The organism is Caulobacter vibrioides (assembly GCF_002858865.1).
Classification (GTDB): domain Bacteria; phylum Pseudomonadota; class Alphaproteobacteria; order Caulobacterales; family Caulobacteraceae; genus Caulobacter; species Caulobacter vibrioides.
In genome coordinates, this window is the sequence record NZ_PJRR01000008.1 from 205,355 (window position 1) to 225,853 (window position 20,499).

The window sequence follows — 20,499 nt, forward strand, 5'->3', positions numbered from 1 at the left end:
GGGGGAGGTGTCGGCGCAGCCGACGGAGGGGGAAGTTCTGCTGCCCCTTCCCCTTCCCCCTCCGGCGCTTCGCGCCACCTCCCCCGCTGGGGGGAGGATTTGATGACCTACCCCCGCGACCTCATCGGCTACGGCGAGCATCCGCCGCACGCGCGGTGGCCGAACGGCGCCCGCGTGGCCGTGCAGTTCGTCCTGAACTACGAGGAAGGCGCCGAGCGCTCGATCCTGCATGGCGATCCGGTCTCCGAGTTCTTCCTGTCGGAGATGGTCGGCGCCCAGCCGATCCAGGGCATGCGCAACATGTCGATGGAGAGCCTGTACGAATACGGCTCGCGCGCCGGCTTCTGGCGCATCCGTCGGCTGTTCGACGAGTTCGACCTGCCGCTGACCGTGTTCGGGGTCGCCCAGGCCATGGAGCGCCATCCCGACGCCGTCGAGGCGATGATGCAATCGGGCTGGGAGATCGCCAGCCACGGCTATCGCTGGATCGACTATCAGCACGTCTCGCCCGACCAGGAGCTGGAGCACATCCAGCAGGCCATCGAGATTCAGAAACGCCTGACCGGCGAGCGCCCTCTGGGCTGGTACCAGGGCCGCACGAGCCCCAACACCGCGCGGCTCATCGCCGAAGAAGGCGGCTTTCTCTACGACGCCGACAGCTATGCCGACGACCTGCCCTACTGGGACGACCAGCACGGCCGGGCTCAGCTGATCACGCCCTACACCCTGGAAGCCAACGACATGCGCTTCACGGCCGCCCAGGGGTTCAACACCGGCGAGCAGTTCTTCACCTATCTGCGCGACGCCTTCGACGCCCTCTATCTGGAGGGCGAGACCGCGCCGAAGATGATGAGCGTGGGCCTGCACTGCCGCGTGGTCGGCAAGCCTGGGCGGATCGGGGCGCTGCGGCGGTTCCTGGAGCATGTGGTCAGCCACGACAAGGTCTGGGTGGCCAGGCGCATCGACATCGCGCGGCACTGGATCGCGACGCATCCGTATGGGGGGAGCGGCCAGTGATCCCCAGTCCCCAAAGCCCGTCATCCCGCGACTTGTTCGCGGGACCCATGGTTCAACTTTCGCGTGAGAGCGAGATCATCACCCCACCTGCGTCGGACAGATGGGTCCCGCGAACAAGTCGCGGGATGACGGGGTTTGAAGAGGTGAACGCATGAGTTCAGCGCCTCCCCTCTCGTTGAAGCTCCTCAACAGCATGAACCAGACCGGCTTCACCACCGCCCTGCACTTCGCCTTCGAGCTCTCGCCCTGGGTGGTCGAGCGCGCCTGGGACGCCCGCCCCTTCGCGTCCGTCGAGGCGATGCACGCGGCGATGATGGCCGTGCTCGACGCGGCGAGCACCGCCGACAAGCTGGCGCTCATCCGCGCTCACCCGGAACTGGCCGGCAAGGCTGCGATCGCCAAGCAACTGACCGCCGAGAGCAACGCTGAACAGGCCAGCGCGGGGCTCGACAAGCTGACGCCCGACGAGTTCGCGCGCTTCCATACGCTGAACGCCGCCTACAACACGCGCTTTGGCTTTCCCTTCATCATCTGCGTGCGCCTGAACGACAAGGCCTCGATCCTGACGGCCATGGCCGCGCGCCTTTCCCATGACGAGGCGAGCGAGATCGCGCAGGCCATCACCCAGATCGGCCTGATCTCCAAGCTTCGCCTGCTCGACGCGGTGACCCACTGATGGACTACGATTTCGCCGGTTGGATCGGCATGGCGCTGCGCTGGCTGCACGTGGTGGCGGGCGTGGCCTGGATCGGCGCGTCGTTCTATTTCGTCTGGCTGGACAACAATCTTCGCGATCCCAAACCCACTGAAAATGGCCCGCCCAAGGACGGCGTGAAGGGCGAGCTGTGGGCCGTGCACGGCGGCGGCTTCTACCATTCGCAGAAGTACCTGAACGCGCCGGCGCACATGCCCGAACACCTGCACTGGTTCAAATGGGAGGCCTACACCACCTGGCTGTCGGGCTTTGCGCTGCTGATCGTGCTCTACTACTGGCAGGCGGGCGTCTATCTGATCGACCCGGTCAAGCACGCCTTCAGCCAAGCCCAGGCGGTCGGCGTGGGCCTAGCCTTCATCTTCGGTGGCCTGCTGACGTACGAGGTCCTGTGTCGCTCACCGCTGGGCCAGAACGGCAGGCTGTTCGGCGTGGTGTGGTTCGCGATCCTGACGGCGGCGACCTGGGCGTTGACGCAGCTGTTCTCCGATCGCGGCGCCTTCATCCATGTGGGCGCGATCATCGGCACCTGCATGGTCGGCAACGTGTTCCTGGTCATCATCCCCAACCAGCGCAAGATCGTCGCCGCCATGCTGGCCGGTCAGCCGGTGGACCCGCGCCTAGGGGCGATGGGCAAGCAGCGCTCGGTGCACAACACCCACATGACCCTGCCGGTCATCTTCATCATGATCAGCAACCACTATCCGGCCGTCTCGGGGCATCCCAAGGCCTGGCTCCTGCTGGCCATGATCAGCGCCGGCGCGATCGCCATCCGCTACTTCTTCATCCAGCGCCACTTCGGAAAGATCCGGCACGAGTTCCTGTTCTACGGCGCCATGCTGATCTTCGGCGCCACGGCCATCGCTTCGATGAAGCCCAAGGACAAGGTCGAGATCAGCGGCGAGGTGTCCTTCGCCACCGCGCAGGGAATCATCCAGAAGCACTGCGTGGCCTGCCACGCCGCGACGCCCACCCACGCCAGCTTCTCCGCCCCGCCCTTGGGCGCGACCTTCGACACGCCTGAGCAGATCCGGACCTACGCACCAAAAATCAACGAACGCGCGGTCCTCTCGACCAGCATGCCCCTTGGCAACGAGACCGGCATGACCGATGAGGAGCGCGCCCAGCTGGGCGCCTGGATCAAACAGGGAGCCAACATCCCGTGACCGACGCCGTCCTGGACGCGCAAGCCGACGCCGCCCTCGGGTCCGCAGACGGCGCGCCGCGCAAGCGCAACGCCGAGCGCACCCGCAAGGCGATCCTCGCCGCGGCCCTCAAGGAGTTCGCCCAAGCCGGCTTCGCCGGGGCCCGGATCGAGAAGATCGTCAAGGCCGCCAAGTGCAACATCCGGATGCTGTACCACTACTTCGGGGACAAGAAGGGCCTGTACATGGCCGTCCTCGAAAGCGCCTATATGGACCTGCGGGCCCGCGAGGCCGAGCTGAAGATCGACTTTGAAAAGCCGCTGGACGGGTTCCTCGAGCTGCAGCGCTTCACCTTCGACTATTTCGAGAAGAACCCGCGCTTTGAGGGCCTGCTGCGCAACGAAAACCTGCAGCACGGCAAGTTCGCCGCCCAGTCGCGGGTGGTCACCGAGACGGCCTTCCCGCTGCGCCGCACGATCGAGGGGCTGATCGAGAGCGGCCAGCGTCAGGGGATTTTCGGGCCCGACCTCGACCCGGTGCAGATCTATGTGACCATCGCGGCCATGAGCCGCTTCCACCTGGCCAACGGCTATTCGCTGTCGGCGACGCTGAACACCGACATGAGCGCCCCCGAATGGCGCCGGGCGCGGCTGGACCACGCCCTGGCGCTGCTGGAAGGCTATCTGACGCGCGGCGCGCCCAAGCGCTAGTTGGCGGCGGGGGCCTTCAGCGGCGGACCGCTGAACTCAGCCTCGATCTCGACCTGCACCTCGTCGCCGACGCCCATGGTCGTGCCCGGCGCCGGAAGACCGTAGGCGATCCCGAAGTCCGACCGCTTGAAAGCGCCCTTGGCCGAGAAGCCGATCCGCGCGTTCGGGTCCATCGGATGGCCGGCATAGCCGCCGTTATAGGTGACCTCCAGCGTCACCGGCTTGGTGACGCCGTGCAGGGTGAGATCGCCCTTGACCTTGCCGGTGTCCGGGCCCGTGGTCTCGACCTTGGTCGACTTGAAGGTGATGGCCGGATAGGCGCCGGCGTTCAGCCACTGCGGGCCGGTCAGGTCCTTCTGGAACCCGGGCGGCGGCGCGGGCAGCGTCAAAGACGTGGGATCGATCGTCGCCTCCAGCGCACTGGCGGCGGCGTTGGCCTGGTCGAACCGCAGCTTGGCGTCGAAGTCGGCGAAGCTGGCCGTGTAGTTCGAAAAGCCCAGATGGCTGACCTTGAACACCAACGAGGCGTGGGTCTTGTCCAGCGTGTATTCGCCGGCGGGGATATCGGCCTTGGGCGGCTTGAGCGCAGCGGCGGCCGGCGCAGCGGGCGCCTCAGCCGGCTTCTCAGCGGGTTGCGGCGAGCAGGCGGCGAGCGCCAGCAGCGCCGCGATCGGCAGGAGCGGTTTCATGAAGTTCCCTCAAAGAACCCTACCCCGCGCCAGACATCCCAGCGCGGCCGCCGGCCCCCACGCCGACAAGACATCAACGTAGGGGCGATTTGGAGGTTGCAGGAAGGGGTCTTGTCAGGAGCCCTCGCTAGATAAAGTTCGTGGCGTCGATCGAGGCGAGGCCTACGCCCGCCAGCTTGACCACGTTCTCCATGCCCGCGCTGTTGGCCGTGGTCCCGGCGACGAAGACATAGACGTCCGCGCCCACCTGTACGGCGGTGTAGTACTTCATCGCGGCGCCCGACGAGACGCCGGAGACCGCTAGCGCCTGCGCCTCGCCGAAGGTCGAGGCCGTCATTTCGCGATAGGTCGCAGGCGTGGAGCCAGCCCCGAAGTCGAGGCGGTCGATAGCCTCAAAGTCGGTGATCACGTCGAGGTTGCCGCTCGTGTTGTCGAGAGCGACCGAGTCGCCCACCGCGAACTTGAAGGTGTCAGCGCTTGCGCCGCCGGTGAGCAGATCGCGCCCGCCGCCACCAATCAGCAGGTCATCATCGTACTCGCCTTCCAGGGCGTTCGCGCCAGCGTTCCCGATCAGGACATCGGCGTAGACCGACCCCCTGAGCCCTTCAATATTGATAAGCGTATCAATCCCGGCGCTGCGCGTGTCCTGAGCGACGCCAGCCTTGGTGAGATCAACCCAAACGCCCCCTGGCGCGCTACGGTAGGTCGCGAAGTCGAAACCCTCCCCACCGTCGATGACGTCGTTGCCGGTGAGCCCTTCGATGCGGTTGTCGTCCGCATTAGCGATCAGCACATCGTTACCGTGGCCGCCGATCAGGTTTTCGATCCCCCTGACTTCAACCTTGAAGCCTGGGGCGATCTCTTGAGCAATCACGATCCGCAGATCGACCTTTACATCGGCATAGGTGAAGGTTTGCAATGCGTCGACGCCGTCGCCGCCATCGACATAGTTCGAGCCACCGCTGACGGACAGCTGATCATCACCGCCACCGCCGATCAGAATGTCGCTCAAACTCCCGATCAGGAAATCATCACCCTCGCCGCCTTCGAGAACGTCCCCGCCGCCTTCGGCTCTCAGCACGTCATTGCCAGCATCGCCATAGAGATAGTTCTCAGCCATGTTGCCGATGATGAAGTCGGCGTAGATCGAACCCGTCACCAGCTCGATCGACGACAGCGTGTCGCTGATGGAGGTGTCGCCAAAGCGGCTGGTGGCGATATTGCGCGACAGATCGACCTCGACCCCGACCGCGCTCATCGCATAGTCGATCGTGTCGAAGCCCTCGCCACCGTCGATGACGTTCACCCCGGCGCCGCCGGCGAAGAAGTCATCGCCCGCGCCGCCGTAGAGCTTGTCGTCGCCCGCATCGCCCCAGATGTAGTTGCTGCCGGCGTCGCCGGTCAGCACGTCGGCGAACTTGCTGCCCCAGAGGTTTTCGACCCCGCTCAGCGTGTCCTTGCCCGCGCCGATCGTGTCCTGCGCCGTGGTCTTGGTCAGGTCGACCGTCACACCGGCCGTGGCGTCTTCGTACGAGGACCAGTCGCCGCCCGCGCCACCCTTGATCACGTCGTCGCCCGCGCCGCCGACCAGCCAGTCATCGCCGTCGCCACCGTCCAGCGTGTCGTTTCCGGCCGAGCCCCACAAGGTGTCGTGGCCCTTGCCGCCGGTGATGCTGTCGGCGCCCGCGCCGCCGGTGATCATGTTGTCGCCGGCATTGCCGATCAGCGTATCGTTGAAGGCCGAGCCGTAGAGGTTCTCGATGCTCGTCAGCCGGTCGGTCCCGCCGCCGCCGGTGTTCTGGGCGCCGCTGAGGTTGAGATCGACCTTCACGCCGGCCGTGGCGTCCTCATAGGCCGCCCAGTCCGAGCCGGCGCCGCCGTCCAGCGTGTCATTGCCGGGACCGCCCAGCATGTAGTCGTCGCCGTCGCCGCCTTGCAGGACGTCATTGCCCTCGTGACCGGCGATGGCGTCGTCGCCCGCACCGCCGCGCAGCGTGTCATTGCCCCCAAAGCCGTAGATGACGTCATCCTCGGCGCCGCCGATCAAGGTGTCAGCGCCTTGCGTACCGTTCAGATCCATCACCCACTCCCCCAAGATCACACTGCAACTTCAGCGTGACCTAGCGAGTGCAAGTCGCGGGCCGTACGACTTTCAGCCAAAGCGGGAATATTAAGGGTAAATCGTGACGCGTGTCGGGCCGGCTGTCTCGCTTTGGCACGCAAAGGCCTGTGAAATAAGGGTTTCAGCGCGGTCGCGTCGTCGCCCAGCTCAAAGCCGCGACTGGCCAGTCCATGATTTCGGCGCGATCCAGTCCCACACGCAAAGATCGAGCGCCTCTAGAACAGCAGCCCCTTACTCAGCAGCGCATGGACGCCCTTCTCGCCGTTGACGGTCTGGGTGACGCGGAAATCCACGGCCAGCGAGCAGAATTGATAGGCCTGCACCCGGGTCAGGTTCGACCGCGCGGTGATGAAGTCGATGGTCTGGCGCAGGGCCTGCTTCATGGCCAGGTCCAGGTCCTCGTGGAAGCCCATCAGGACATAGTGCGTGGGCGTCTCGGCGCGCGGCCAGGCGAAGGGCGCGATGTCCGCAGCCCCATTGGCCTTCTTGTGCAGCACGAAGGTGAAGGTCCCGGTCAGGCCCATCTCCAGGGCGTTGACGCAGACCTCGCCGTCGCCCTGCCGGCCATGGCCGTCGCCGACCGAGAAGTTCGCCCCCGGGACCCAGACGGGTAGATAGAGGGTCGAGCCGGCGACCAGCTCCTTGTTGTCCATATTGCCGCCGTGCTCGCGTGGTTCGCGGCTGGAGAGACGCCCATACTTCGCCGGCGGGGCTACGCCCATGGTCCCGAAGAACGGCGCGAGAGGCAGCTCGGGGCCCCATTCGGGCTTGCAGACCCCGCGCTGGGCGTCGACGGCGATGTGGCTGACATAGCGCTCGGGGAAGTCCTCGGGCAGGGTCCCGGCCAGCGGACGCACGGCGCAATAGCCCCAGTCGTTATTGGGCTCGATCGCCTCGATCCGCACCTCCAGAATGTCGCCGGGCTCGGCGCCGGCGATGGCGATGGGGCCGGTGAGAATATGCGGTCCGATCCTCGGCGGGTTGCTGTCATGGATCGCCTGCAGCGCCGAAGGTATGGCGTAGGGCGAGCCGGCCGGCGGCATCACCTCGACACCGCCCGAGACGCAATCGACCGTGACGCTGTCGCCCGAGTTCACGGTCAGCACGGGATCGAAGCCCGCGTCGAACATGCCGAAGCGAACGGTCTCAGGGGTGGAAGTCAGTCGGTGATGCGCCATCAAGTAAGTTCCTTCTTACAAGCGCATCTGAGCCGAACCGTGGGCGGGGGCTAAGGGCAAGCGACGACGTCCCGCCGCTTGGCGCGGACCTGCCTTCCAGGCGAGCGATCCGCCGCGCAAATGACGCGGGCTTGGGCGGATGCGGCTGGCGGGAACAGCGGGACTGGCGCGTCCGGCGAACCCGGGTGTATGAAGTTTTTTCTTACTTATGGAGTCCGCCCATGGCGCTCGATGCGGAGACGACAGCCTTTCTGGCCCTCGACGACTTCGAGATGGCCGCCTGGGCGCCGCGCCGCGCCGCCGAGCGGGGCGTCGAACTGCCCGCCCCCGCCTTGCCGGGCGTGATCGACAACCTCGTCCTGCTGAAGAGCCAGACCGCGCTGTTTGTCGCCGCGCTCGGCGAGGCGGCCGGCGAGGCCCCGGAGACGTTCCAGCCGTGAGCTTCTGCAGCGTCGTCGAGATCGCCGGCGAGGTCCGCGCCGGCCGCGTCACCGCACGCGCGGTGACTGAAGCCACCCTCTCGCGCATCCAACGCCTGGACGGCGGCATCAACGCCTTCACCGCCGTCACCGCCGAGCGCGCGCTCGCCGCCGCCGAAGCCGTCGACGCCGATCTCGCGGCGGGACGTCCTGTCGGCCCCTTGGCCGGCGTGCCCTTCGCGGTGAAGAACCTGTTCGACCTCGAGGGCCTGCCCACCCTGGCCGGATCGAAGATCCGCCGCGCCGCCGCGCCGCCCGCGCATGACGCGACCCTGGTCCAGCGTCTGACCGCCGCCGGCGCTGTTCTGGTCGGCGCGCTGAACATGGACGAGTTCGCCTACGGCTTCGTCACCGAGAACGCCCACGATGGGCCCGTGCGCAATCCGCACGATCCGACGCGGATCGCCGGCGGCTCGTCGGGCGGCTCGGCGGCGGCCGTCGCGGCGGGTCTGGTCCCGCTCACCCTGGGCTCGGACACCAACGGCTCGATCCGCATCCCGGCGGGGCTATGCGGGGTGTTCGGCCTCAAGCCCACCTATGGCCGCCTGTCGCGCCAGGGGGTTTTCCCCTTCGTCGAGAGCCTGGACCATGTCGGCCCCTTCGCGCGCTCGGTCGAGGATCTGGCCCTGGCCTACGATGTCCTGCAAGGGCCAGACCCGTCGGGCGACCCGATTTGCATCCGCGACGCCGAACCGCTGGCGGGTCGCCTCGACGCCCTGGCCGAGCAGCCCTTGCGTGTCGGCGTGCTGGGCGGCTGGTTTCAGCAAGGCGCCTTTCCGGAGGTGCTGGCGGCGCTAGGCCGGGTCGCCGACGCGCTGGAGGCGCGGGATGAGGTCACCCTTCAGAACGCCCAGGCCGCCCGCGCCGCCGCCTTCTGCCTGACGGCGTTCGAGGGTGGCGAGCTGCATCACGAGGATCTGGCCAGGCGCGCCATGGACTATGACCCCGCCGTCCGCGACCGCCTGCTGGCCGGCGCCCTGCTGCCCGCCGGCGTGGCTGAGGCCGCCAAGCGCTTCCGCACGATCTTCCGCGACGAGGTTCGCGAGGTCTTCCAGCGCTACGATATCCTGTTGGCTCCAGCGTCAGTGTGCCCCGCCCCGCCGATCGGCCAGGCGACCATGGAGATGGACGGGGTTCCGGTATCCGTGCGCAAGAACCTCGGGGCTTTCACCCAGCCCATCAGCTATGTGGGCCTGCCGGTGTTGGCCGCGCCGGTGAACCGTCCGGGCCAGTTGCCGATCGGCGTGCAGATCATCGCCCCGCCCTGGCGCGAGGACCTGGCCTTCGCCGCCGCACTTCGCCTGCAACGCGCCGGCGTGGTCGCCGCCCATCCGCCGACGGGGGCGCTATGATCGTCAACGATCCCGCCGTGCTGGCCGAGGTCACCGCCCTCGTCGACGCCTACGAAGTCGCGCTGATGGCCAACGACGTGGAAACGCTGGACGCCGCCTTCTGGGCCTCGCCGCACACGGTGCGGCTGGGCGTGGCCGAGAACCTCTGGGGCTTTGACGAGATCGCCGCCTTCCGCGTCGGCCGGGCCGGCGGCTCGCCGCCGCGCACCCGTCTGCGGACCGAGATCACCACCTTCGGGTCGGACGTCGCCGTCGCCCATGTCGAATTCCGCCGCGACGACACCGGCAGGATCGGCCGCCAGAGCCAGACCTGGATCCGCACCGCCGACGGCTGGAAGGTCGCCTCGGCCCATGTCTCCCTGATGCAGGAGAGCGCCGATCAACGGCTCGCCTCCTCTAACGAAAAGCGCTAGAGCCCTCGAATGACGACCCCGACCAAGATCATCTTCGACACCGATCCCGGCATCGACGACGCGATGGCCCTGCTGTTCATCGAGGCGAGCCCCGCCCTCGACCTGATCGCGGTGACGACCATCTTCGGCAACGCCGATATCGAGACCACCACCCGCAACGCGCTGTACCTGAAGGACCGCTTCGGCCTGACGGCCCCGATCTACAAGGGCACGGACAAGCCGCTGACGCGTCCGCGCAACCCCTCGCCCACCTTCGTGCATGGCGTGAACGGTCTGGGCGATGTGGAGCTGACGGGCCTTGTTCCCGCTCAGCCGGAAGCCAAGCCCGCCCATCAGGCGATCACCGACCTGGCCCGCCAGTATCCGGGCGAAGTGGTGCTGTGCGCCGTTGGTCCCCTGACCAACCTGGCCTTGGCCCTGCAGGCCGATCCGGAGGTCGCCACTCTCTTGAAGTCGGTGGTGATCATGGGCGGCGCGTTCGGCGTGGCCGGTAAGCCGGGCAATGTCACGCCTGTGGCCGAGGCCAATATCTGGAACGATCCGGAAGCCGCCGACCAGGTGTTCACCGCCCCCTGGAACCTGACCGCCGTCAGCCTGGACGTGACGACCCAGGTCGTGATGTCGCCCGACTATATGGACGCCCTGGCGGCCGGCGGCAGCGACGCCTGCGGTTTCCTGAACGCCATCTCCAAGCCCTATGCGGCCTTCTATGGCGAGCGGGACGGCGTGGTCGGCTGCTGCGTGCACGATGCGGCGGCGGTGGCCTATGTGATCGATCCGAGCTTGTTCACGGTGCGTCGCGGTTCGGTGCGCGTGGTCACCGAAGGCATCGCGCTTGGCCAGACCTGCCAGAAGGCCGAGGGCGAGCTGTTCGGCCCCAGCGCCTGGGACGACCAGCCGATCCAGGCCGCGACCGTGGCCGTCGACGGCGCGCGACTGCTGACGCTGTACGCACAGACGATGGCGGCGAAGTACGGTTGATTGAAAATCCTCCCCCTAGCGGGGGAGGTGTCGGCTCGAAGAGACGACGGAGGGGGAAGAGGCAAGCGTTCAGACGCTTCCCCCTCCGGTCGCGTCGCGACCACCTCCCCCGCTAGGGGGAGGATTGCTTTACGCCCGCCGCCACCGCTCCACGCCCGCCAGGTACGTCCGGGCCACCACCCGATCATCCCCCAGCACCGTCAGCGCAAAGAGCTTGTCGGCCAGGCTCTTGCCCCCCGCCAGCCGCCGCGCGATCAGCGGCGTCGCCGCCAGATCCAGCACCAGGAAATCAGCCTCCTTGCCCGGCGCGAGGTTGCCGATCTTGTCATCGAGGTCCAGCGCCCGCGCCCCGCCCAGGGTGGCCAGATACAAGGCCTGGAACGGGTCCAGCGCATCGCCGCGTAGCTGGCCGACCTTGTAGGCCTCGCCCAGGGTGTGGAGGATCGAGAAGGTGGTGCCGGCGCCCACATCGGTGCCCATACCGACCTTCACGCCGTGCGAGCAGGCCTCCTCCAGCGGGAAGAGGCCCGAGCCCAGGAACAGGTTCGAGGTCGGACAGAAGGCCACCGCCCCGCCCTTGGCCGCCAGGCGCCGGAACGCGTCGCCCTTCAGGTGGACGCAGTGGGCGAAGACCGAGCGCTGGCGCAGCAGACCAAAGCGGTCATAGACGTCCAGATAGTCCTTGGCCTTGGGAAACAGCCGCGCCGTCTCCTTGATCTCGTGCAGGTTCTCCGACAGGTGCGTCTGCATCCAGACGTCGGGGTGCTCGGCCAGGATCTCGCCGGCCATGGCCAGTTGGGCGTCGCTGCAGCTGATCGCAAAGCGCGGCGTCACCGCATAGCCAAGGCGCCCCTTGCCGTGCCAGTCGGCGATCAGGGCCTGCATGTCCTCGCGGCTGCTCTCGACGGTGTCGGTCAGGCCGTCCGGCGCGTTGCGGTCCATCAGCGACTTGCCGGCGATCAGCCGCATGTCGCGCGCATAGGCCTCGGCGAACAGGGCGTCGACCGAGACCTTGTGCACCGAGCCGAACACCAGCGCCGTCGTGGTGCCGTTGCGCAGCAGCTCGTCCAGAAAGAAGGCGGCGGTGTCGGCCGCGTGCTTGGGATCGGCGAACGCCGCCTCGGCCGGGAAGGTGTGCTGCTCCAGCCAGTCCAGCAACTGCTTGCCATGGGCGGCGATGACGTCGACCTGCGGGAAGTGGATGTGGGTGTCCACAAAGCCCGGCGTGATCAGATGGCCGGTCAGGTCCTCAAGCTCGGCGCCGCCCAGCCAGGGGGCGAGCTCGGCATAGGCCCCGCAGCCGACCACGCGGCCGTCCTCGACCAGCAACAGGCCGTCCTCGTGGAAGGCGACCGCGCCGTCCGCCGCCTTGGCGGGATCGTCCAGCAGGTGGAGGATCGAGGCTCTAAACGCTTGCACTGGACATCTCGTCGTTACGAATGCGCGCCGCTTCCTGGCGCATCAGGAGATCGGCGGCGACCGACACGGCGATAACTTCGGGCGCCTTGCTCTTCAGGTGCGGCAGGCCGATCGGACAGGTCAGGCGCGTCAGCACGGCTTCCGAGAAACCATCATCGCGCAACCGTTTCATGAACCGGGCGCGCTTGGTCTTCGAGCCGATGACCCCGAAATAGGAAAAGCCGCCGCCCGCCAGCCCGGCCGACACCAGGGCGTAGTCCAGGGCGTGATCATGGGTCAGGATCAGGCCATAGGCGTCCGCCCCCGCGCCCATTGCCTTGGCGGCCAGTTCGGCGGGCTCCAGCACGGTGACGCCGCCGATCTCGGCGGTCTCGGGGCGGCTGTCGTACCAGGAAAGGCGGAACGGCAGCGGCTCGAACGCCCGGGCGATCGCCTGGCCCACATGGCCGGCGCCGAACAGCAAGAGCGCCGGACGCGGCGCGTCGGCGCGTTCGACCAGCACATCGCCCAGTTCCGGCCGCGCGCCGCGCGCGGTGGCGGGCGCACCCGCCAGCGACACCAGCGGACCGTCGGCCTCGGTGGAGAGGATCGGCGCGATGGTCTTGGTCAGCAGCCCCGGCTCGAACCGGGTGCGGACCTCAAACGGTTGAGCCGCGTCCATGCGCTTGGCCGCGTCGGTCAGCCAGTCGCGGCTGTTGTCGTTCAGGCGCTCGAGGAACAGCCGCACCCGGCCGCCGCAGCACTGGGCCAGCAGCGGCCCCAGCGGATAGTCCTGGATCGCGAAATGCGCCTGGCCACCGTCCAGCATGCGTCGCGCCTGGTCCGCGACGCGGTACTCAAGATTGCCGCCGCCGATCGTACCCGCCTGCCCGCCGCGCCAGACGACCATCTTGGTCCCGGCCTCACGCGGGGCCGAGCCCTCGGTGGCCAGCACGGTGACCAGGGCCGCCTCGTCACGGGCGTCGAGGCGGGCGAGCGCGGCGCGGGCCCAGTTGCTCATGATCCCTCTCCTTTAGGGAGAGGGGTAGGGGTGAGGGGTTTCAGCGGATGACGGCGTAACCCCTCACCCTCCCACCGCTTCGCGGCGGGCCCCTCCCTCTCCCTATGGAAGAGGGATTCAGACATCACGCGCCCGCCTCCGCACATCCTCGCACGCCATCAGGATCGCCTCGGGCGTCGCCGGCGCGTCGAGCTGGGGGAACACCTTGTGATCCCCGACGCTGGCCACCGCATGGGTGATCGCCGAATGGACCGAGATCGCCAGCATCAGCGGCGGCTCGCCCACGGCCTTGGAGCGGTGCACCGTGGCCTCGACATTGCGCCCGGCCTTCCAGAGCCGCACGTCCAGATGGGCCGGACGGTCGCCGCAGGTGGGGATCTTGTAGGTCGAGGGCGCGTGGGTGCGCAGGCGCCCTTGGGCGTCGAACACCAGCTCCTCGGTGGTCAGCCAGCCCATGCCCTGGATGAAGCCGCCCTCGATCTGGCCCAGGTCCAGGGCCGGGTTCAGCGACTTGCCCACATCGTGCAGGATGTCGGCGCGGGTGACCTTCATTTCGCCGGTCAGGGTGTCGATCAGCACCTCGCTGCAGGCCGCGCCATAGGCGAAATAATAGAACGGCCGGCCCGTATGGGTGGCGCGATCGTAGTGGATCTTGGGCGTGGCGTAGAAGCCGGTGGCCGACAGCGAGATCCGCGCCAGATAGGCCTGGCGAACGAAGGCCTCGAACGCCAGGGTCTGGCCGCCCACCCGCACGCCGTCGGGCGTGAAGGCGACGTCGGCCTGGGCCACGCCCCACTTGGCGGCCGCGAAGTCCACCAAGCGCGCCTTGATCGTCTCGGCTGCGTTGAGGGCCGCCATGCCGTTCAGGTCCGCGCCCGACGAGGCGGCGGTGGCCGAGGTGTTGGGCACCTTGTCGGTGACGGTCGAGGTGATCTTCACCCGCGCGATATCCACCTGGAACGCCTGGGCGACGATCTGGGCGACCTTGGTGTTCAGCCCCTGCCCCATCTCGGTCCCGCCGTGGTTCAGCATGATCGAGCCGTCGGCATAGAGATGGATCAAAGCCCCGGCCTGGTTCAGGTGCGTGGTGGTGAACGAGACGCCGAACTTCACCGGCGTCAGGGCTATGCCCTTCTTCAGCACCGTACTGGCCCTGTTGAACGCCTCGATCTCGCGACGGCGAGCGGCGTAGTCGCACGAGGCCGCCAGTTCCTCGATCAGCTGCGGGGCGACATTGTCCTCGACCACCTGATGATAGGGCGTCAGGTTGCGGCCCTCGCCGCCATAGAGGTTGCGCCGACGCAACTCCAAGGGGTCCAGGCCAAGGTCGGCGGCGACCGCGTCCATGATCCGCTCGATCGCCAGCATGCCCTGCGGCCCGCCGAAGCCTCGGAACGCGGTGTTCGAGACCGTATGGGTGCGGAACCGGTGCGACAGGATTTCGACCGCCGGCAGGTAGTAGGCGTTGTCGGCGTGGAACATCGCCCGGTCGTTGATCGCCGGCGAAAGATCGGTCGTGGCCCCGCAGCGCGACGACAGCGCCAGCGATAGACTCGTCAGCCGCCCCTCTTCGTCGAAGCCGACGTCATACACGGCCTCGAAGTCATGCCGCTTGCCGGTCATGACCATGTCTTCGTCGCGATCCGGACGCGCCTTGGCTGGACGACCGGTCTTCACCGCCACCAGAGCGGCCGTTGCGGCGAACAGCGAGGCTTGCGTCTCCTTGCCGCCAAAGCCCCCGCCCATGCGGCGCACCTCGACCGTCACACAGTGGTCGGGCTTGCCCAGCACGCGGGCGATCAGGTGCTGCACCTCGGTGGGATGCTGGGTGGACGACCAGACGTGAACGTCGCCGTCCTCGCGCGGCGTCGCCAGGGCGATCTGGCCTTCGAGATAGAAGTGATCCTGACCGCCGATCGCGAACTTGCCTTGCACGCGACGGGGAGAAGCTGCGAGCGCGGCCTGGGCGTCGCCCCGCGCCATGCGCTGGCTGGCCTCAATGGTCAGGTCAATGGCGCGGGCGGCGGCGATGTCGATCGCGGCGGGCAGGTCTTCGTATTCCACCACGGCCTTGGCGGCGGCGGCGCGGGCGGCGGCCAGCGAGGTCGCGGCCACCGCAAACAGGCTTTGGCCGACGCAGTAGACCTCGCCGTCCGCGAACAGTCGGTCGTCATGGATGACAGGGCTGACGTCGTTCTCGCCCGGGATGTCCTCAGCCGAGATCACCAGCACCACGCCCGGCGCGGCGCGGACCGCCGACAGGTCCATCCGGGTGATCCTGGCATGCGCCCGGTCGCTGAGCCCGAAGGCCACGTGCAGCAGACCGACAGGCTCGGGCATGTCGTCGATATAGACGGCGGACCCGGCCACATGTCGGGCGGCGCTGTCGTGCGGCAAGGCGGCGTGAACGCCCTGCGGAGGCGCCTTGGTCGGCGCGGCGGCGGCGGAGTCAGCCATGGGCGCTCTCCGGCGTGACACGGGCCTCGACGCCTTCCGTCTCCAGGAACACCTTGCGCAGCATGTTGCGGGCGGCCAAGGCGCGATAGGCGGCCGAGGCGCGCATGTCGCTCATCGGCGTGTAGTCGGTGTCGAGCGCGGCCATGGCCGCCTCGATCGTCGCCTCGGTCCATGGCTGGCCGGTCAAGGTCGCCTCGCAGGCCAGGGCGCGCTTGGGCGTACCGGCCATGCCGCCGAACGCGATGCGGGCGTCGGTCACCACGCCCCCTTCGATGGCCAGCGAGAACGCCCCGCACACCGCCGAAATGTCCTGGTCGAAGCGCTTGGACAGCTTGAAGACCTTGAACAGGCGACCCGCGTCCAGGCGCGGTGCGAACACCGCCTCGACGAGTTCGCCTGGCCGCCGGTCCTGCTGGCCGTAGGCGAGGAAGAAGTCCTCCAGCGCCAGCTCGCGGCGCTCGGGACCACGCCGCAGCACCAGCCGCGCGCCCGCCGCGATCAGGGCCGGCGGCATGTCGCCGATGGGCGAGCCGTTGGCGATGTTGCCGCCGATCGTGCCGCTGTTGCGCACCTGGGTCGAGCCCAGGCGACGCATCATCAAGCCCAGATCCGGATAGAGCGCAGAGATCGCATCGAGGGCGTCGACATAGCGCACGCCGGCGCCGATGCGCAGGCCCTCCGGCGTTTCCTCCAGCGTCTTGAGCTCAGCCACCTCGGAAAGGCTGATCAGGGTCGGCAGCGCGCGTCGCTGCTTGGTGACCCACAGGCCGACATCCGTCGCACCGGCGACGATCGTCGCATCGGGATGCGCCAGATAGGCTTCAGCCAATTCTTCGAGCGAACGCGGCGCCAGCCAGGTGCGGGTGACGCCGTGGATCTCATCCTCGAAGGTGAGGCGCAGCATGGTCTCGTCACTCACGGCCGACAGATCGACCGCCGGCGGCGCTTCAGCCTCGACACCCTGGGCGACCTCGATGATCGGGCCATAGCCGGTGCAGCGACATAGATTGCCGGCCAGCACTTCGCCTACCGGCGCGTCCGCGCCCTTGGCTCCGACCGCGCGGCTGTAGAGCGACATGACGATACCGGGCGTGCAGAAGCCGCACTGCGAACCATGCTTGTCGACCATGGCCTGCTGCACCGGGTGCAGGGCCTGGTCACACCCGGCCCTGGCGCCCAGGCTCTCCACCGTCATCAGCGCCTTGCCGTGCAGCATGGGCAGAAACTGGATGCAGCTGTTGACCGCCCGCCAGGCGACGCCGTCCCCGTCAGCCTCGCCGACCAGCACCGTGCAGGACCCGCAGTCGCCCTCGGCGCAACCTTCCTTGGTCCCCGTGCGGCGCATCGGCCCACGCAGATGCTCCAGCAGGGTCGTGGTTGGATTGGCGCCACGGACCTCTTGGACCTCGCCGTCCAGCCAGAAGCGGATCACCCCGCCCATCAGCTGCCCCGATAGGTGGAATAGCCGTAGGGCGATACCAGCAGCGGCACGTGCCAATGCTGGTCCAGGTTCGAGACCGCGAAGTCGATCACCACGACATCGAGGAACGGCGGATCGCTGACGGGCAGGCCCGACGCCTTGAAGTGGTCGCCGATCGCGAACTCGAGGCGATAGCCACCGACCGCCAGGTCCTCGCCGGCGACAAGCCGCGCCCGGCCGTCAGCGTCGGTGCGGAGCTCCGCCAGCCATTGCGTCTGCTCGCCGTCACGGCGCGACACCCGGACCCCGACGCCCGCCGCCGGTTTCCCGGACGCTTGATCGAGGATGTGTGTCGTCAGTCCGCTCATGCGCCGTCCCCTGATTATCCCGTCGAGCGATGCTCGGTCGCTCCGGACGCCCTGTCCAGCGCCTTGCCCGGCCTGGCGGCTCTGGAAGGCGGAGCGCCAAGATTGGGGGCGGCGGGCGCCCGAAGCAGAGGCAATATATAATAGTTTTATTACTTAGCAGACCCGAAATCGCCGCCGCGCTCGCCGCCCAATTGGTACCGCTACCAAGAAAAAACACAGATCGGGCGGCGAAGGGTTGGAATTGCCGCGCCAACACCGCTAGCAAGGCTCGTGACGCTTCGCGCTCAGACGAGGCAGGATAACCGCGCCGCGCAGGCCGCCCAGAGGAACGATCGATGGACGAGGATTTCCGCAAAGCCGCCCTGGACTATCACCGGCTGCCGCGGCCCGGGAAACTGGCGATCGAGGCCACCAAGCGGATGGCCACCCAGCGCGACCTCGCCCTCGCCTATTCTCCCGGCGTCGCCGCGCCTTGCATCGCCATCGCCGAGAACCCTGAGCTGGCGCGCGACTACACCGCGCGCGGCAATCTGGTGGCCGTGATCTCGAACGGCACCGCCGTGCTGGGCCTCGGTGACATCGGCCCGCTTGCCTCCAAGCCGGTGATGGAGGGCAAGGCCGTCCTCTTCAAGAAGTTCGCCGGCATCGACGTGTTCGACATCGAGGTCGACGCCAAGGATCCAGACCGCTTCATCGAGGTGGTGGCGGCGCTGGAGCCCACCTTCGGCGGGATCAATCTCGAGGACATCAAGGCCCCTGAATGCTTCATCATCGAGCGCAAGCTGCGCGAGCGGATGAACATCCCGGTCTTTCACGACGACCAGCACGGCACCGCCATCGTCTGCGCCGCGGCCGTTCGCAACGCCCTGCTCGTCCAGGGCAAGCAGCTCAAGGACGTCAAGCTGGTCACCTCGGGCGCCGGCGCGGCGGCCCTGGCCTGCGTTGATCTCCTCGTGTCGATGGGCCTGCCGGTCGAGAACGTCACCCTGACCGACATCAAGGGCGTCGTGCACGCCGGCCGCGAGCCGGACATGCCCGACAACATGGCGCGCTACGCCCGCCAGACCGACGCCCGCACCCTGCCCGAGGTGCTGCCGGGCGCCGACATCTTCCTGGGCCTGTCGGCCCCGCGCGTCTTCAAGCCGGAATGGCTGCCGCTGCTGGCGCCCAACCCGCTGATCCTGGCCATGGCCAATCCCGAGCCGGAAATCCTGCCGGAACTGGTCTATGAGAGCCGCCCCGACGCGATCATGGCTACGGGCCGCAGCGACTACGCCAACCAGGTCAACAACGTCCTCTGCTTCCCCTTCATCTTCCGGGGCGCGCTGGACGTCGGCGCCAGCGAGATCAATGAGGCGATGAAGGTCGCCGCCGTCGAGGCGATCGCCGAACTGGCGCGCGCCGAGGCCTCAGAAGTGGTGGCCAGCGCCTATGGCGGCGCCGCGCCGGTGTTTGGCTCGCAGTACATCATCCCCAAGCCCTTCGACCCGCGCCTGATCCTGCAGATCGCCCCGGCCGTGGCCAAGGCGGCGATGGAAAGCGGCGTGGCCACGCGCCCGATAGCCGACTTCGACGCCTATCAGGCCGAGCTGGAGCTGTTCGTCTATCGCTCCGGCCAGCTGATGCGTCCGGTCTTCGAGCGGGCTCGCAAGCAGCCGGTCAAGGTCGCCTATGCCGAGGCCGAGGACGAGCGCGTGCTGCGCGCCGTACAGACCGTCGTGGACGAAGGTCTCGCCTACCCGGTGCTGGTGGGCCGCCGTGAGATCATCACCGGCAAGATTGAAGAGCTGGGACTGCGTCTGGCCGGCAAGGTCGAAATCATCGATCCCCAGGCCGACAAGGATCTGTTCGCGCCGCTGATCGCCGACTACCAGCGCCTGGTCGGACGTCGGGGCGTGCCGCCGATCGCGGCCGAGCGCCGGGTCACCGGCCGTCGCACCGTCGCAGCCTCCATGCTCCTGGCGACCGGCTATGTCGAGGCCGCCCTGGTCGGCGGCAGCGGCGACTGGTGGCAGCACATGAAGTACGCCCTGCCGATCATCCCGCGCCGCGACAATGTCAGCCGGGTCTATGCGATGTCGTCGCTGATCCTGGACAAGGGCACGCTGTTCTTCTGCGACACCCACGTCAATGTCGATCCGACCGCAGAGCAGATCGCCGAATGCACCCAGCTGGCGGCCGAGGCCGTTCGCCGCTTTGGCCTGACGCCCAAGGCGGCCCTGCTGTCGCATTCTTCGTTCGGGGCCAGCGACTCGCCGACCGCCCGCAAGATGCGCGAAGCCCTGGCCCTGCTCCGCACCCAGGCGCCGGATCTGGAGGTCGACGGCGAAATGCATGCCGACGCCGCACTCAGCCAGCACCTGCGCGATCGCATGGTGGCCGACAGCCCCCTGAAGGGCTCGGCCAATCTGCTGGTCATGCCGACGCTGGATGCGGCCAATATCGGCCTGACCCTGCTCAGCGCCGCGACGGAGTCCCTGCTCGTCGGCCCGGTGCTGCTGGGCATGGCCAAGCCGCTGCACGTGCTGATCCCCAGCGTGACGGCGCGCGGTATCGTCAACCTGACCGCCCTGGCGGTGAATCAGGCGGTGTCCGAGCGCGCGTCCAGCTAGGCGCGCGAAACAGGCCTGAACGACAAAAGGCCCCGTCCGACACGTCAGCGTCGAACGGGGCCTTCCGAAGATCTCTGGAAAAGGCCGTCCCTCGGGGCGGCCTTTTCTTGTCCTGGCGTCTTAGAGGATGCGCAGGTTGCCGGCCGAGGTCTTGCCCGAGCGGCGGTCCTGCTCAAGCTCATAACCGACTTGCTGGCCTTCGTTCAGGCCGCGCAGACCGGCGCGCTCGACGGCCGAGATGTGCACGAACACATCGCCGCCGCCGTTGTCCGGCTGGATGAAGCCAAAGCCCTTGGTGGTGTTGAACCACTTCACGACGCCCGTGCCGCTCTCGCCGGTGCCGGCCGAGAAGCCGCCGCCGCCGCCGCCGCCGCGCGGAGCATCGAAGCTGCGCGGGGGACGCGGGCCGCGAGCGGCGCCGCCGC

The 20,499-nt window shown here is 67.9% G+C and carries 18 protein-coding genes and 1 pseudogene; 9 read left to right on the top strand and 10 right to left on the bottom strand.

The window, feature by feature from the left end; genetic code table 11:
- Positions 1-102: 102 nt before the first annotated feature.
- From puuE to CVUC_RS05110, 4 genes are all read left to right on the top strand, one after another.
- On the top strand, positions 103-1,017 hold the full coding sequence (puuE, locus tag CVUC_RS05095; RefSeq protein ID WP_096033905.1) for an allantoinase PuuE: 915 nt from the start codon (positions 103-105) through the stop codon (positions 1,015-1,017).
- 151 nt (positions 1,018-1,168) lie between these two features.
- Positions 1,169-1,693: a 2-oxo-4-hydroxy-4-carboxy-5-ureidoimidazoline decarboxylase gene (gene uraD, locus CVUC_RS05100; protein ID WP_096033906.1), complete on the top strand. Its 525-nt coding sequence runs from the start codon at positions 1,169-1,171 to the stop codon at positions 1,691-1,693.
- Positions 1,693-2,895 (top strand): urate hydroxylase PuuD, encoded by a 1,203-nt coding sequence (locus tag CVUC_RS05105; RefSeq protein ID WP_096033907.1) that lies wholly within the window; start codon positions 1,693-1,695, stop codon positions 2,893-2,895. The genes uraD and CVUC_RS05105 overlap by 1 nt, the downstream gene beginning before the upstream one ends.
- On the top strand, positions 2,892-3,584 hold the full coding sequence (locus CVUC_RS05110) for a TetR/AcrR family transcriptional regulator (protein ID WP_096033908.1): 693 nt from the start codon (positions 2,892-2,894) through the stop codon (positions 3,582-3,584). The genes CVUC_RS05105 and CVUC_RS05110 overlap by 4 nt, the downstream gene beginning before the upstream one ends.
- Here the strand turns inward: CVUC_RS05110 and CVUC_RS05115 are convergent.
- The 3 genes from CVUC_RS05115 to CVUC_RS05125 all read right to left on the bottom strand — a co-directional run bounded on the left by CVUC_RS05115 (position 3,581) and on the right by CVUC_RS05125 (position 7,576).
- Entirely contained in the window at positions 3,581-4,273 is a 693-nt protein-coding gene (locus CVUC_RS05115; protein ID WP_096033909.1) for a YceI family protein, read from the bottom strand. The genes CVUC_RS05110 and CVUC_RS05115 overlap by 4 nt on opposite strands.
- A 127-nt stretch (positions 4,274-4,400) precedes the next feature.
- Complete coding sequence (locus CVUC_RS05120; protein ID WP_096033910.1) at positions 4,401-6,353, bottom strand: calcium-binding protein; 1,953 nt, start codon at positions 6,351-6,353, stop codon at positions 4,401-4,403.
- A 257-nt stretch (positions 6,354-6,610) separates the two neighbouring features.
- The gene (locus CVUC_RS05125) at positions 6,611-7,576 is read right to left on the bottom strand and encodes an acetamidase/formamidase family protein (RefSeq protein ID WP_164468177.1); all 966 of its coding nucleotides are present in this window, start codon (positions 7,574-7,576) and stop codon (positions 6,611-6,613) included.
- Positions 7,577-7,794: 218 nt separating this feature from the next.
- Between CVUC_RS05125 and CVUC_RS05130 the strand changes: the two genes are divergently transcribed.
- Genes CVUC_RS05130 through CVUC_RS05145 form a run of 4 tightly spaced genes read left to right on the top strand, consistent with a single transcriptional unit; the run spans position 7,795 to position 10,798 of the window.
- Entirely contained in the window at positions 7,795-8,013 is a 219-nt protein-coding gene (locus tag CVUC_RS05130) for a hypothetical protein (RefSeq protein WP_164468179.1), read from the top strand.
- Positions 8,010-9,404, top strand: coding sequence for an AtzE family amidohydrolase (locus CVUC_RS05135; RefSeq protein ID WP_096033912.1), 1,395 nt, complete (start codon positions 8,010-8,012; stop codon positions 9,402-9,404). The genes CVUC_RS05130 and CVUC_RS05135 overlap by 4 nt, the downstream gene beginning before the upstream one ends.
- Positions 9,401-9,817, top strand: a complete 417-nt coding sequence (gene hpxZ / locus CVUC_RS05140; protein ID WP_096033913.1) for an oxalurate catabolism protein HpxZ — start codon at positions 9,401-9,403, stop codon at positions 9,815-9,817. The genes CVUC_RS05135 and hpxZ overlap by 4 nt, the downstream gene beginning before the upstream one ends.
- 9 nt (positions 9,818-9,826) lie before the next feature.
- Positions 9,827-10,798: a nucleoside hydrolase gene (locus CVUC_RS05145; protein ID WP_096033914.1), complete on the top strand. Its 972-nt coding sequence runs from the start codon at positions 9,827-9,829 to the stop codon at positions 10,796-10,798.
- A 129-nt stretch (positions 10,799-10,927) separates the two neighbouring features.
- On the opposite strand, the gene guaD is transcribed toward CVUC_RS05145, so the two are convergent.
- From guaD to uraH, 6 genes and pseudogenes are all read right to left on the bottom strand, one after another.
- Positions 10,928-12,217 carry a guanine deaminase gene (gene guaD / locus CVUC_RS05150; RefSeq protein WP_096033915.1) on the bottom strand — a complete coding sequence of 430 codons (1,290 nt, stop codon included), beginning with the start codon at positions 12,215-12,217 and terminating at the stop codon, positions 10,928-10,930.
- Entirely contained in the window at positions 12,204-13,220 is a 1,017-nt protein-coding gene (xdhC, locus tag CVUC_RS05155; RefSeq protein ID WP_096033916.1) for a xanthine dehydrogenase accessory protein XdhC, read from the bottom strand. The genes guaD and xdhC overlap by 14 nt, the downstream gene beginning before the upstream one ends.
- Before the next feature lie 40 nt (positions 13,221-13,260).
- Positions 13,261-13,335: pseudogene (locus CVUC_RS20790) on the bottom strand (hypothetical protein); the annotation flags it as partial.
- Positions 13,335-15,674, bottom strand: a complete 2,340-nt coding sequence (gene xdhB, locus CVUC_RS05160; RefSeq protein WP_096033917.1) for a xanthine dehydrogenase molybdopterin binding subunit — start codon at positions 15,672-15,674, stop codon at positions 13,335-13,337. The gene xdhB and the pseudogene CVUC_RS20790, both read right to left, overlap by 1 nt.
- Positions 15,667-17,115: a xanthine dehydrogenase small subunit gene (gene xdhA, locus CVUC_RS05165; protein WP_096033918.1), complete on the bottom strand. Its 1,449-nt coding sequence runs from the start codon at positions 17,113-17,115 to the stop codon at positions 15,667-15,669. The genes xdhB and xdhA overlap by 8 nt, the downstream gene beginning before the upstream one ends.
- Positions 17,115-17,462 (bottom strand): hydroxyisourate hydrolase, encoded by a 348-nt coding sequence (uraH, locus tag CVUC_RS05170; protein WP_010920473.1) that lies wholly within the window; start codon positions 17,460-17,462, stop codon positions 17,115-17,117. Before uraH ends, xdhA begins: the two co-directional genes overlap by 1 nt.
- A 335-nt stretch (positions 17,463-17,797) precedes the next feature.
- Between uraH and CVUC_RS05180 the strand changes: the two genes are divergently transcribed.
- A complete protein-coding gene (locus tag CVUC_RS05180) occupies positions 17,798-20,074 on the top strand; it encodes an NADP-dependent malic enzyme (RefSeq protein WP_096033919.1) in 2,277 nt (758 codons plus the stop codon).
- 120 nt (positions 20,075-20,194) lie between these two features.
- Here the strand turns inward: CVUC_RS05180 and CVUC_RS05185 are convergent, their stop codons facing one another.
- Entirely contained in the window at positions 20,195-20,389 is a 195-nt protein-coding gene (locus CVUC_RS05185; RefSeq protein ID WP_035017693.1) for a cold-shock protein, read from the bottom strand.
- Positions 20,390-20,499: the final 110 nt, after the last annotated feature.

Bases quoted from the DNA above. Each gene is read 5' to 3' on its own strand.
- puuE (WP_096033905.1), top strand. From the start codon at position 103: ATGACCTACCCCCGCGACCTCATCGGCTACGGCGAGCATCCGCCGCAC.
- uraD (WP_096033906.1), top strand. From the start codon at position 1,169: ATGAGTTCAGCGCCTCCCCTCTCGTTGAAGCTCCTCAACAGCATGAAC.
- CVUC_RS05105 (WP_096033907.1), top strand. From the start codon at position 1,693: ATGGACTACGATTTCGCCGGTTGGATCGGCATGGCGCTGCGCTGGCTG.
- CVUC_RS05115 (WP_096033909.1), bottom strand. From the start codon at position 4,273: ATGAAACCGCTCCTGCCGATCGCGGCGCTGCTGGCGCTCGCCGCCTGC.
- CVUC_RS05120 (WP_096033910.1), bottom strand. From the start codon at position 6,353: ATGGATCTGAACGGTACGCAAGGCGCTGACACCTTGATCGGCGGCGCC.
- CVUC_RS05130 (WP_164468179.1), top strand. From the start codon at position 7,795: ATGGCGCTCGATGCGGAGACGACAGCCTTTCTGGCCCTCGACGACTTC.
- hpxZ (WP_096033913.1), top strand. From the start codon at position 9,401: ATGATCGTCAACGATCCCGCCGTGCTGGCCGAGGTCACCGCCCTCGTC.
- CVUC_RS05145 (WP_096033914.1), top strand. From the start codon at position 9,827: ATGACGACCCCGACCAAGATCATCTTCGACACCGATCCCGGCATCGAC.
- xdhB (WP_096033917.1), bottom strand. From the start codon at position 15,674: ATGGCTGACTCCGCCGCCGCCGCGCCGACCAAGGCGCCTCCGCAGGGC.
- xdhA (WP_096033918.1), bottom strand. From the start codon at position 17,115: ATGGGCGGGGTGATCCGCTTCTGGCTGGACGGCGAGGTCCAAGAGGTC.
- uraH (WP_010920473.1), bottom strand. From the start codon at position 17,462: ATGAGCGGACTGACGACACACATCCTCGATCAAGCGTCCGGGAAACCG.
- CVUC_RS05180 (WP_096033919.1), top strand. From the start codon at position 17,798: ATGGACGAGGATTTCCGCAAAGCCGCCCTGGACTATCACCGGCTGCCG.